The 11614-nt window shown below is 66.4% G+C and carries 15 protein-coding genes and 1 pseudogene; 7 read left to right on the top strand and 9 right to left on the bottom strand.

The features are described 5' to 3' along the window. Positions 1 to 5: 5 nt before the first annotated feature. The 4 genes from AB0M45_RS31510 to AB0M45_RS31525 form a co-directional block, all read right to left on the bottom strand. Positions 6 to 857, bottom strand: coding sequence for an ABC transporter permease (locus AB0M45_RS31510; protein WP_364336676.1), 852 nt, complete (start codon positions 855 to 857; stop codon positions 6 to 8). A 4-nt stretch (positions 858 to 861) separates the two neighbouring features. Next, positions 862 to 1626, bottom strand: coding sequence for an ABC transporter permease (locus AB0M45_RS31515; protein WP_040773462.1), 765 nt, complete (start codon positions 1624 to 1626; stop codon positions 862 to 864). A 292-nt stretch (positions 1627 to 1918) separates the two neighbouring features. Next, positions 1919 to 2821, bottom strand: coding sequence for a 3-oxoacyl-ACP reductase (locus AB0M45_RS31520; RefSeq protein ID WP_364336679.1), 903 nt, complete (start codon positions 2819 to 2821; stop codon positions 1919 to 1921). A gap of 43 nt (positions 2822 to 2864) precedes the next feature. Further along, the gene (locus tag AB0M45_RS31525) at positions 2865 to 3053 is read right to left on the bottom strand and encodes a ferredoxin (RefSeq protein WP_364336681.1); all 189 of its coding nucleotides are present in this window, start codon (positions 3051 to 3053) and stop codon (positions 2865 to 2867) included. Between the two features lie 211 nt (positions 3054 to 3264). On the opposite strand from AB0M45_RS31525, the gene AB0M45_RS31530 reads away from it, so the two are divergent. The 4 genes from AB0M45_RS31530 to AB0M45_RS31545 all read left to right on the top strand — a co-directional run bounded on the left by AB0M45_RS31530 (position 3265) and on the right by AB0M45_RS31545 (position 6384). Further along, positions 3265 to 4458 (top strand): acyl-CoA dehydrogenase family protein, encoded by a 1194-nt coding sequence (locus AB0M45_RS31530; RefSeq protein ID WP_364336683.1) that lies wholly within the window; start codon positions 3265 to 3267, stop codon positions 4456 to 4458. Positions 4459 to 4478: 20 nt separating this feature from the next. Then, entirely contained in the window at positions 4479 to 5585 is a 1107-nt protein-coding gene (locus AB0M45_RS31535) for an acyl-CoA dehydrogenase family protein (RefSeq protein ID WP_364336685.1), read from the top strand. A 132-nt stretch (positions 5586 to 5717) separates the two neighbouring features. Next, a complete protein-coding gene (locus tag AB0M45_RS31540) occupies positions 5718 to 5957 on the top strand; it encodes an AbrB/MazE/SpoVT family DNA-binding domain-containing protein (RefSeq protein WP_195131066.1) in 240 nt (79 codons plus the stop codon). Further along, the gene (locus AB0M45_RS31545) at positions 5947 to 6384 is read left to right on the top strand and encodes a type II toxin-antitoxin system VapC family toxin (RefSeq protein ID WP_364336687.1); all 438 of its coding nucleotides are present in this window, start codon (positions 5947 to 5949) and stop codon (positions 6382 to 6384) included. The genes AB0M45_RS31540 and AB0M45_RS31545 overlap by 11 nt, the downstream gene beginning before the upstream one ends. Positions 6385 to 6398: 14 nt before the next feature. Here AB0M45_RS31545 and AB0M45_RS31550 read toward each other — a convergent pair whose 3' ends face one another. From AB0M45_RS31550 to AB0M45_RS31560, 3 genes are read right to left on the bottom strand one after another with little or no spacing between them, the layout of a single operon-like run. Then, positions 6399 to 6536 (bottom strand): hypothetical protein, encoded by a 138-nt coding sequence (locus AB0M45_RS31550; RefSeq protein WP_364336689.1) that lies wholly within the window; start codon positions 6534 to 6536, stop codon positions 6399 to 6401. 43 nt (positions 6537 to 6579) lie between these two features. Beyond that, positions 6580 to 6846, bottom strand: a complete 267-nt coding sequence (locus tag AB0M45_RS31555) for a hypothetical protein (protein ID WP_364336691.1) — start codon at positions 6844 to 6846, stop codon at positions 6580 to 6582. Between the two features lie 2 nt (positions 6847 to 6848). Then, positions 6849 to 7166 carry a TetR family transcriptional regulator gene (locus tag AB0M45_RS31560; protein ID WP_364336693.1) on the bottom strand — a complete coding sequence of 106 codons (318 nt, stop codon included), beginning with the start codon at positions 7164 to 7166 and terminating at the stop codon, positions 6849 to 6851. Between the two features lie 100 nt (positions 7167 to 7266). Here AB0M45_RS31560 and AB0M45_RS31565 point away from each other — a divergent pair. Both AB0M45_RS31565 and AB0M45_RS31570 read left to right on the top strand, forming a co-directional pair. Then, positions 7267 to 8091, top strand: a pseudogene (locus AB0M45_RS31565) (FAD-dependent monooxygenase); the annotation flags it as partial. A gap of 28 nt (positions 8092 to 8119) precedes the next feature. Next, complete coding sequence (locus tag AB0M45_RS31570) at positions 8120 to 8455, top strand: FAD-dependent monooxygenase (protein ID WP_364336695.1); 336 nt, start codon at positions 8120 to 8122, stop codon at positions 8453 to 8455. A gap of 62 nt (positions 8456 to 8517) precedes the next feature. Here AB0M45_RS31570 and AB0M45_RS31575 read toward each other — a convergent pair whose 3' ends face one another. Then, the gene (locus AB0M45_RS31575) at positions 8518 to 10167 is read right to left on the bottom strand and encodes an acyl-CoA synthetase (protein WP_364336732.1); all 1650 of its coding nucleotides are present in this window, start codon (positions 10165 to 10167) and stop codon (positions 8518 to 8520) included. A 60-nt stretch (positions 10168 to 10227) separates the two neighbouring features. On the opposite strand from AB0M45_RS31575, the gene AB0M45_RS31580 reads away from it, so the two are divergent. Beyond that, positions 10228 to 11010 (top strand): crotonase/enoyl-CoA hydratase family protein, encoded by a 783-nt coding sequence (locus tag AB0M45_RS31580; RefSeq protein ID WP_364336697.1) that lies wholly within the window; start codon positions 10228 to 10230, stop codon positions 11008 to 11010. A gap of 82 nt (positions 11011 to 11092) precedes the next feature. Here AB0M45_RS31580 and AB0M45_RS31585 read toward each other — a convergent pair whose 3' ends face one another. Then, positions 11093 to 11512: a VOC family protein gene (locus AB0M45_RS31585; RefSeq protein ID WP_364336699.1), complete on the bottom strand. Its 420-nt coding sequence runs from the start codon at positions 11510 to 11512 to the stop codon at positions 11093 to 11095. Between the last annotated feature and the right edge of the window lie 102 nt (positions 11513 to 11614).

An 11614-nucleotide genomic window follows, 5' to 3' on the forward strand; every position in this document is an offset into this window, starting at 1 on the left:
GTCGCTTATCCGGAGAGATGGAAGTTGCCGGAGGTGCCGTAGATGGCCAGCGAGATCAGCAGGGTCACCGTGACCACCGCGACCAGCGAGGCCCGCACCGCGTTGCCTACCGCGACACCGACGCCGACCGGTCCGCCCGCGGCGTTGTAGCCGTAGTAGGTGTGAATCAACATGACCGCCAACGCCATGAAGATCGCCTGGGCGAACGACCAGAGGATGTCGCTGGGGATGAGAAAGGTCGAGAAGTAATGGTCGTAGACGCCCGCCGACTGTCCATAGATCACCACTGTGGCGAACCGGCTGGCCAGGAACGAGGCGATCACCGCGAGCGCGTAGAGCGGGACGATCGCGATCATCCCGGCCAGCACGCGGGTGCCGACCAGGTACGGCACAGGCCGGATCGCCATCGACTCCAGCGCGTCGATCTCCTCGGCCACCCGCATCGCGCCCAGCTGCGCGGTGGAACCGGCCCCGATGGTGGCGGCCAGGCCGATGCCGGAGATCACCGGCGCGGCGATGCGGACGTTGATGAACGCCGCGAAGAAGCCGGTGAGCGCCTCGACGCCGATATTGCCCAGTGAGCTGTAGCCCTGCACCGCGATGGTGCCGCCCGCGAACAGCGTGAGGAATCCGACGATCACCACCGTGCCGCCGATGACCGCCAAAGCGCCGGTGCCCATGCTGATCTCGGCGATCAGCCGGATCGTCTCGGTGCGATAGTGCACCAGCGCACGCGGAATGGAGCCGAGCGCCTGTGCGTAGAACACGGCATGCCTGCCCACCGAATCGAGCGAGTCCGATATCCGGCGTACCCGCCGAACGGTCCGGGGAAAGCGGGATTCGATTACGAAGGCCATCGCGTCACCGCGCCGTGAACTTGATACCGACGGCGGTGACCACCACGTTCACGACGAACAGGGCCATGAAAGCGAAGACTACGGTCTGATTCACCGCATCACCGACACTCTTGGGTCCACCTTTGACATTCAGCCCCAGATAACAGGCGACCAGCCCCGCGATCAGCCCGAACAAACCGGCTTTCACCTCGGAAATGATCAGTTCGGGCAGATGGGTGAGCAGCGTGATCCCATTGACGAACGCCCCAGGGTTCACATCCTGCAGATATACCGAGAACAGAAACCCGCCGACGATGCCGATCGTGCACACCAGGCTGTTGAGCATGAGCGCCACGAACATCGACGCGAGCACGCGCGGCACCACCAGGCGGTGCACCGGATTGATGCCCAATACCCGCATCGCGTCGATTTCCTCGCGAATGGTGCGCGCGCCCAGGTCGGCGCAGATCGCCGTGGCGCCCGCCCCCGCGACGATGAGCACGGTCACGATCGGGCCGACCTGCGTGACGGCGCCGAATGCCGCGCCGGCGCCGCTGAGGTCGGCCGCACCGATCTCGCGCAACAAGATGTTCAGCGTGAAGCTCACCAGAACGGTGAACGGAATGGCCACCAGCAATGTCGGCACGATTGATACTCGCGCGATGAACCAGGACTGGTCGATGAACTCACGCCATTGAAAGGGCCGGCGCACACTGGAACGTGCGACATCCGCGGTGAGTTCGAAGAATCCACCGACGGCCCGCAACGGCACGGCAAGGACCTCGTTCATCCGCGATCCTCCTTGCTCAACCGACGTACACGAAGCACGGCGCGAATCTCCACCGTGGCCGCACCGCCGGAACGATTAGAACATGTTCACCGTGTTGCCGGAAGCATTTTTCACACTTTTGAAGTGCATTTTCTCGAAAGATCGGCATATTAATTTGACACCGGTTTCATCCGGGAATGATCCCACCTTTGTGAGGTGTGACATAACCCGTCCCTATGTCTACCAAGCGCCGATCGCCCGATCAACAGCTGGACAGTTGATCAGTAGCGCACTCGCGGCAAGCCGCCGCCGGTTATCCCAGCTCGATCAGCGCCGATGCCGAGAAGGTCCGCCCGGACGGGCGATCGGCGAAGTAGTCCCCCAGCGTGTCGGCCAGGTCCCGGTCCGACCACTGCCCACCGGTCGCGTCGAACCGGCGTTCGACGACCGGCGCCGCCATGAGCGCCACCATCCCCCCGTAGACGACGAACAACTGCCCATTGACCGCATCCGCGGCGGGCGAGGCGAGGTAGGCGACCAGCCGGGCCACATGATCGGGCGACAGCGGATCGACATCCCCCTCCGGCGCGGGACTGAACACCGCCTCGGTCATGGCGGTTCGCGCCCGCGGCGCGATCGCGTTGGCGCGCACGCCATAGCGTGACAGCGCCCGCGCGGCCGACAGGGTCAGGGCGGTGATGCCCGCCTTCGCGGCGCCGTAGTTGGCCTGCCCCTCCGGGCCGAGCAAGCCCGCCTCCGAGGAGGTGTTGACCAGCCTGCCGTAGACCGGGGCGCCCGCCTGCTTGGATTTGCCGCGCCAGTAGGCGGCGGCGTTGCGGGACAACAGGAAATGGCCGCGCAGATGCACCGCGACCACCGCGTCGAAGTCCTCGTCGGACATGTTGAACAGCATGCGGTCGCGGGTGATACCCGCGTTGTTGACGACGATGTCGACCGACCCGAAGGATTCCTCGGCGGTACGGATCAGCGCGTCGGCGGTGGCCCGCTCGGCGATGCTGCCCGCGACGAACTCCGCTTTGGCGCCGAGGCCGCGGATCTCGGCGAGCGTGTCCGCGACCGCGTCCGACTCCATGAGATCGTTGACCACCACCGAGGCGCCCGCCCCGGCCAGCGCGAGCGCTTCGGCCCGCCCAAGTCCGGCGCCGCCGCCGGTCACGATCGCCACTCGGCCCGCAAGGCTCAGATCATTGCTCACGCGGCCGACTCTAGAACGTGTTCCAACTTACGGCAAGGGTCGTTCACCGCAGCCGCAGCGCGGCCTTGGGGCACTGCGCGACGGCGTCCTCGACATCGGCGAGCCGATCGGCGGGCACCTCGGCATTCGCGATGTGCAGCACGTCCTCGTCATCGAGTTCGAACACGTCGGGGGCGATTCCGACGCAGATTCCATTCGCTTCGCATTGGTCCAGATCGACCGTGATCTTCATAGCGACTCCTTTACCACCGCTCCGGCCGAAGCCTAACAAGCCAATCGGCCTCGACGGGGCGCCATCGGGGGATTCCGTATCAATACTGGAACATGTTTCAGTACATATGCAATGATCGGGAGAACCCGATCCAACGAAGGTTCGCTCGGTCCTACCCACCCCGCCGACTCCGCAAGCTCCGTCGGCTGACCATCCCCCAAGAGGTATTGCCATGCGCATTGCGTACACGCCGCACCAGGAGCAGCTGCGCGCGGAGCTGCGCGACTACTTCGCGCGGCTCATCACCCCGGAGCGCAGGGCGGCGCTCAGCGCGCAGACCGGTGAGTACGGGCAGGGCAACGTCTATCGCGAGGTCGTCCAGCAGATGGGCCACGACGGGTGGCTGGCGCTGGGCTGGCCCAAAGAGTACGGCGGCCAGGACCGCCCGACCATGGACCAGCTCATCTTCACCGACGAGGCCGCGATCGCGGGCGCGCCGGTGCCGTTCCTGACCATCAACTCGGTCGCGCCGACGATCATGCACTACGGCAGCGAGGAGCAGAAGAAGTTCTTCCTGCCCAAGATCGCGGCCGGGGAACTGCACTTCTCCATCGGCTACTCCGAGCCGGGCGCGGGCACCGACCTGGCCAGTCTGCGTACCACCGCGGTCCGCGACGGCGACGAGTACGTGATCAACGGCCAGAAGATGTGGACCAGTCTGATCGCCTACGCCGACTACATCTGGCTGGCCGTGCGCACCGACCCCGCGGCCAAGAAGCACAAGGGCATCAGCATGCTCATCGTGCCGACCACCGCCGAGGGCTTCTCGTGGACGCCGGTGCACACCATGGCGGGCCCGGACACCAGCGCGACGTACTACCAGGACGTCCGGGTACCCACGAGCGCTCTGGTCGGTCAGGAGAACGGTGGCTGGGCGCTGATCACCAACCAGCTCAACCACGAACGCGTGGCGCTCACTTCCGCCGGGCCACTGGCGCTTGCTCTGCGCCAGACCGTCGAGTGGGCGAGCAATACCAAGGCCGGCGACGGCTCCCGGGTGATCGACCGGGAGTGGGTGCAGCTCAACCTGGCCAAGGTGCACGCCAAGGTCGACTACCTCAAGCTGCTGAACTGGGAGATCGCCAGCCGGGCCGACGCGGGCGGTGACGCGGCGCCGCGGCCGTGGGATGCCTCGGCTTGCAAGGTGTACGGCACCGAGCTGGCCACCGAGGCCTACCGGCTGCTCATGGAGGTGCTCGGTCCGCAGGCGTACCTGCGCCAGGACTCGCCCGGCGCCGAACTGCGCGGACGACTGGAGCGGATGCACCGCGCCGCGCTCATCCTGACCTTCGGCGGCGGCACCAACGAGGTGCAGCGCGACATCATCGCCATGACCGCCCTCAAGCAGCCTGCCGCGGCGCGCTGATCGAAAGCGAGTAGACCACCATGGATTTCACTCCCACCGAAGCCCAACTGGATCTCGCCCGGCTCACCGGCGAGGTGTGCGGCAAGCTGGTCACCGCCGACCGGTTGCGCGAACTCGATACCGCGGACGAGCGATTCGACCAGCCGCTGTGGAGTTCGCTCGCCGAGACCGGCGTGCTCGCGGCGGCCCTGCCCGAGTCGGTCGGCGGCAGTGACCTGGGCTCGCTCGAGCAGACCGCCATCCTGCGCGAGCTGGGCAAGCATGTCGCGGCCGTGCCATATCTGTGGTCGGTCGTCCTCGGCGCTGGCGCGCTGGCCCGCTTCGGCGATGCGGCGCAACAGGATCTGGCCGCCCAGGCCGGCGCGGGTCGGATCATCCTCACCGTGGCTCTGGCCGAGGAGCGCAACTGGGAACCCACCGCGCCGACCACCACCGCGGTCGAGACCGGCGCAGGGTGGCGGCTGACCGGCGCCAAAACCACCGTGCCTTACGCGAACCGCGCCGAGCGAATCCTGGTACCCGTCACCACGGTATCCGGCACTCCCGCGATCTTCCTGGTCGATCCGGCGGCCGCGACGGTGACGGCGCAGCAGGTCGTCGATCGCAGCCCGGAATTCGCGGTCGAACTCACCGATACCCCGGGTGAATTGGTCGGTACCGTCGCGGGCGGCTCGGAGATCCTCGACTGGATTCTCACCCGCGCCTGGCTGGGACTGAGCGCCCTGCAGCTGGGAACCCTGGAACGAGCGCTCGAGCTGGTCGCCGAATACGCCAGGGAGCGAGAGCAGTTCGGCAAGGCGGTCGGCAGTTTCCAAGCCGTCGCCCAGCGGCTCGCCGACGCGTACATCGACGTCCAAGGCCTGCGCCTGGCGACGACCCAGGCCGCGTGGCTGCTGTCGGAGGACCTGCCCGCGGCGGAGGCGGTGCACACCGCCAAGTTCTGGGCCGCCGACGCGGGCCACCGCGTCGCGCACACTGTCGTCCACGTGCACGGCGGCGTCGGCATCGACCGCGACCACATCGTGCACAACTACTTCACCGCCGCCAAACACCACGAGTTCACCCTCGGCACGGGCACCGACCACCTGCGCGCGCTCGGCGCGCTGCTGGCGGGCACCCCGGCCTGACCGGGACATCACCGAGTCGGCCCGCCGCCATAGCGGGCCGACTACTGTGTCCAGCCCGCCGAATCTCTTGCTGCGCGCGACGCGTATTACGTATTACAGTTATTACGAACACCGCGCACTAAGGAGGTTGTGGTGCTGCTGAACAGCAAGGGCCAGGTGACGATTCCTGCCCACCTTCGCGCCAAGCACAATCTCCACGAGGGCGACGACGTGGAGATCATCGAAGTCGATGGCGCGTTGCGGATCGTGCGAGCCGAAGGCGCCTCGACCCGAGGCCAACGTCTCGTCCGGCGACTGCGCGGTACGGCGGACAGCAGGGACATCGACGGCATGAGCACCGACCAAATCATGGACCTGCTTCGTGGCGAGTAGCCTGACGCCAATCGGTGGACCTGCCGTTCTGATCGACTCCTGCGTCTTGCTCGACGTGATGACCAATGACAAGCGCTGGGCGGAATGGTCGGCGCAGCGAATCACCGAAGCACTGGATTCGGGTCGGGTCGTCATCAATCCGATCATTTACGCCGAGGTCTCGGTCGGGTACGACGCAGTCGAAGAACTGGATTATCTGCTGCCCTCCGACGAGTTCGAGCGCGAAGCGCTGCCGTTTCGGGCGGGCTTCCTTGCCGGCAAGGCGTTTCAGCGCTATCGGCGCAACAGCGGTGAGAAGCGCTCCCCGATGCCCGACTTCTACATCGGAGCACATGCCGCGATGGCGGGCTACCGATTACTGACCCGCGACGTCGCGCGATACCGCGGTTACTTCCCAACCGTCGAGCTGATCGCACCCACTCCCTGACTCGGCAGGATTCATCAGGCCAGCCTCAGGTTCAACTCCTCACTGACTTGCAAAACGTGATCGGCTGCCTCATCGAACATGCTCTGGGCTTCCAGCTCGACGTGCGCGCGGGGCAACCGGCTCCTCCGAAAACGAACGTTCAGATCAACCATCACTCAATGATGCCGCCCGGACCTGCTCAACACCGTTCGGATTTCAGTCGGCCGGAGCCGATGTCAAGTAGCGCTGGAGGGTTTGCGCGACATCCGCGATGATCTGCTCGCGGGTCAGCGCGACGACCGGCGGTAGGCGCAGCACATAGCGGCACAGCGCGAGACCGAGCATCTGCGTGACGATGAGACCGCCCCGGCGCGGCGCGTCGGCGGGATCGCCGAAGCGTAGGACGGCGGGCAGCACCTGCTGGGCGAAGATCGCGCGGAAGCGTTCGCCGACCGCGTCGTCGGTGATGGACGAGCGGAGCAAGGTCAGCAGGACCTCCTGGTTCGGCTGTTTCTCCAGATCGCGAAGAATCGGCGAACCAGCAATTCGCCCAGGGCGTCCGGCTCGGCGGAGCTGAGATCCGGCAGATCGAGGTCGATGTCGACCGCGGCCGCGAACAGGCCGTCTTTGCTGCCGAAATACCGCATGACCATGGACGGGTCGATGGCCGCGTCGGCGGCGATGGCGCGGATGGTCGCTTTGCGGAAACCCTCAGCGGCGAAGCGGGCGCGGGCGGCCGCAAGGATCGCGGCGCGCGTCGCGTCCGAGCGACGGACGGCGGCGCGGTCGGTGTCGACGGTCATGCCAACAAGCGTAGGCCAACAACTGTTGACTTCCTGGATTCGGGCCACTACGTTTATGTCAACAATCGTTGGCCTACAAGCGTTGACCTAAGGAGTTCCGATGAACACCACCCCGAACCCGCTGCCTGCGACCACCTCCGTCGTGATCGTCGACGCCGGACCGGCCGGGCTTACCGCCGCCATCACGCTGGCCGACGCCGGGGTGGATTTCGTGCTGCTGGACCGGCTCGCCGAAGGCGCGAACACCTCGCGCGCCGCCGTCGTGCACGCCAGGACACTGGAAGTGCTCGAGCAGCTCGCCATCGCCGACGAACTGGTGGCGACGGGTACCGTCGTGCTGTGCTTCACGGTTCGCGACGGCAAGCGCACCCTCGCCACGATCCTGTTCGGCGGTCTTCCGACGCTCTACCCGTACACCTTGATGACCCCGCAGGACACCACCGAAGCGGTGCTGCTGAACCGGCTGGGCAAGGCGGGCGGCGACGTGCACCGGCCGTACCAGGTCAGCAAGGTGATCGGCGAAACCGATGGCGTGACGGTCGAATACACCGACGCCGCAGGAGTTGCGGGCAGCATCAGCGCCGACTACGTCATCGGGGCAGACGGCATGCACAGCGTGGTCCGCGAGCAGGCGGGCATCGGCTTCACCGGCGCGACGTACCCGGAATCCCTCGTGCTCGCCGACGTGCGGATGGACTGGCCCGTCGCACGCGACGAAGTAGCCCTGCACCTTTCACCCGAGGGTGTCACCGTGGTCGCGCCGTTGCCGGACGCGGACGAACCGAACCGCTACCGCGTGGTCGCCACCCTGGAAACGGCGCCCGAACACTCGACCACCGAGGACATCCAGTCCATCCTGGACACCCGCGGTCCCGGCGGCGAGGTGAAAGTTCGCGAGGTGCTGTGGAGCTCGCGTTTCCGCGTGCACCATCGGGTGGCCGACCACTACCGCAGTGGCCGTATCCTCCTGGCGGGCGACGCCGACCCACGTGCACAGCCCAGCGGGCGGCCAAGGAATGAACACCGGCATCCAGGACGCCGCCGCTCTCGGCCCGCTGCTGGCCCGGGTACTCGCGGGCGAGCCGGACACCCTGTTGGACGACTACGAAGCCACCCGCCGCCCCGTCGCACTCGGCGTCGTCTCGTTCACCGACCGGATGACCAAAATGGCGACCTTGCGCGCCCGCCCTGCCCGTACCATGCGCAACCTGACCCTCGCCACCCTCACCCGCATCCCCGCCTTCCGCCGCCGCCTCGCGTTCCGACTGGCCGAACTCGCCAACCGCTGAACTCGCAGAGCGACAGACCGACCGGGCGGGCCGCGAAGTGCGGCCCGCCCGGTCGCGCATTCCTATTTGGTGCCGGCCTCGGCGTTATCGTCCGCGGGACGGGCCTGGGTTTGCTCCTTGGCCCAGCGGTAGTCCGGCTTGCCCGCCGGGGAGCGCTTGATCTCGTCGACGAACCAGAGACTGCGGGGCAGTTTGTACGGGGCGATCTCTTGGGTGAGCATCGGGCGCAGTTCTTCGAGCGTCGGCCGGTTCGCGCCGCGACATTGCACGACCGCGACCACCCGCTGGCCCCAGCGCTCGTCCTCGATGCCGACCACGAGCGCGTCGAAGATCTCCGGATGCGTCTTGAGCGCACCCTCGACCTCCTCGGGGTAGATCTTCTCGCCGCCGCTGTTGATGCTGACCGAACCACGGCCGAGCATCGTGACCGTGCCGTCTTCCTCGACTCGGGCGAAGTCGCCGGGGATGGCGTAGCGGATCCCGTTGAACTCCTTGAAGGTCGCCGCGGTCTTCGCTTCATCTTTGTAGTAGCCGAGCGGGATGTGCCCGCGCCGCGCCAGGATGCCGACCTTCCCGGAGCCGGGCTCTACCGGATTGCCCTCCTCGTCGAGCACCTCGGTGGATGCGTCGATCTTCACCCGCGGGCCTCCGGTATGCGTCGCGCCCTTGGCCACGATGGAGATACCGCCGAAACCGGTCTCCGAGGAGCCGATCGAATCGGAGATCATCCGGTTGGGCAACAGCTCGAGGAACTGGTCCTTGATCGCGGGCGAGAACAGCGCCGCGCTGCTGGCCATCACGTACAGGCTGGAAAGGTCATAGGGCTGACCGGTTTCCGGGTTGCCCTCGATCAGGGCGTCCAGCATCGGCCGTGCCATCGCGTCGCCGGTGATGAAGATGAGGTTGATCTTGTGCTGGTCGATCGCCCGCCACACCCCGTGCCCGGAGAACTCCGGGATCATCACAGCCTTGCCCCCGCCGAACAGGCTGTGGAACGTCGCCCACTGCGCGCCGCCGTGGATCATCGGCGGAATCGGCCACCGCACCATGGGCGGACTGCCCGCGCCGACCTTGGCCAATTCCCATTCATCCTGGACGTACTCGCCGGTGACGAAGTTGATCCCCGCGCCGAGCACGCGCCACACGTCCTCCTGGCGCCACATCACGCCTTTGGGCATGCCGGTGGTACCGCCGGTGTAGAGCATGTACAGGTCGTCCGGGGAGCGCTCGCCGAAGTCGCGCTCACCCGAGGACCGCGCGAGCACCGCCTCGTATTCCGCCGAATCCGCTGCGGTAGGGATCGTCCCGGTCGTATCGTCGTCCACGACGACGACGGTGCGCAGCTCGGGAGTGTTCGGACGAACCGCGGCGACCTTGTCGCTGTAGCGACGCTCGTGGATCAGAGCGACCATATCCGAATTGTCGAAGATATATTGCAACTCGTTCTCGACATATCGGAAGTTCACGTTGATCATCACGGCGCGCGCCTTGAAGATCGCGACCATGGCCTCGACGGCCTCGATCGTGTTCCGTGAGTAGATGCCCACCTTGTCGCCCGGTCGGACTCCCCGTTCTTGCAGATAGTGAGCGAGTTTATTGGCCCGCTCCTCCAACTGGGCGTAGGTGACCTCGCGGCCGTCGTCGGCCAGCGCGACGCGGTCGGGCATCAGGTCGATGGCGTGTTCGACAAGGTCCGCTATGTTGTAGCTCACAGTCTTAAAAATAGAACGTGTTACTGTTTCTGACAAGGCTCGAAGTCAGGAGAATCAGCAATGCCGCACTGCCTCGTCGAGAAGCGCGACCATGTCCTCATCGTCACCATGAACCGGCCCGAGGCGCGCAACGCGCTGTCCGGCGAGATGATGGCGATCATGCGTGACGCCTGGGACCAGGTGGACAACGATCCGGATATCCGGGTGGCGATCCTGACCGGTGCGGGGGGCGCGTTCTGCGCTGGCGCCGATCTCAAGGGCATGACCTCCGCGCACCCCGGAGACACCATCCAGGGCGGCGGCTGGAATCCGGCCAAACTCGAGGCACTACTGAAGGGCCGCAGGCTCACCAAGCCGTTGATCGCGGCGGTCGAGGGCCCGGCCATCGCGGGCGGCACCGAGATCCTGCAGGGCACCGACATCCGCGTGGCCGGGGAGAGCGCGAAATTCGGTGTATCCGAAGCGCGTTGGGGTCTGTTCCCGCTGGGCGGCTCGGCGGTGCGGCTGGTCCGCCAGATCCCCTACACCGTCGCCGCGGACATCCTGCTCACCGGTCGCCACGTCACGGCGGCCGAAGCCAAGGAGATCGGTCTGATCGGGCACGTGGTGCCGGACGGAACGGCGCTGGACAAGGCGCTCGAACTCGCCGGACAGATCGCGGCCAACGGCCCCCTCGCGGTGCAGGCCATCCTGCGCACCATCCGGGAGACCGAGGCCATGCCGGAGGAGGACGCGTTCCAGATCGACGCCGAACTCGGCATGGCGGTGTTCCGCTCGGCCGACGCCAAAGAAGGCCCGAAGGCGTTCGCGGAGAAGCGCAAGCCCACTTTCACCGGCAACTGAAACCTAGCGAAAGCACAACGTCCCCCTTGCGCATGCGCACCGACCAGTGCGCACGCGCAACGGGGGCGACCCCTCGCCGGACTCAGTTGCTGCCCGGGTAGTCCATCCAGAACGGCTCCCACTGGTGGCCGTCGGGGTCGATGAACGTGCGGCCGTGCATGCCGACCTGCGCCTCCTGCGCGCGCTTGTCCTCGTTCACCTCTTCGGTCGCGCCCGCGCCGAGCGCGACGGCGGTGAGGTTGTCGACCTCCGCGGCGCTGCCCAGCGACAGCGCGTACGCGGCATTGATCGCCGCCTTCGTGTCGGCCAGCGGCCGCTTGCTGAAGGTGGTGAAGAAATCCTTGGTGAGCAGCATCAGGCAGATGTTGTCGTCGACCACGATGCAGGCGGCGTTGTCGTCGGTGAACTCCTGGTTGACCTTCCAGCCCAGCGCCTCGTAGAAGGTCTTCGACCGGTTCAGGTCGTCGACGGGGAGATTGATGAAGATCATCTTGCTGCTCATGGGCCTCGTCCTTTCGAGCACATCCGTTCGTGTCACTGGATATGACGGGCCATCCCAGGAAAACTCATCGCCACGGCAAAGGTGACACGTCCCACTAACCGA

It is taken from the genome of Nocardia sp. NPDC051787 (assembly GCF_040681325.1).
Lineage (GTDB): Bacteria > Actinomycetota > Actinomycetes > Mycobacteriales > Mycobacteriaceae > Nocardia.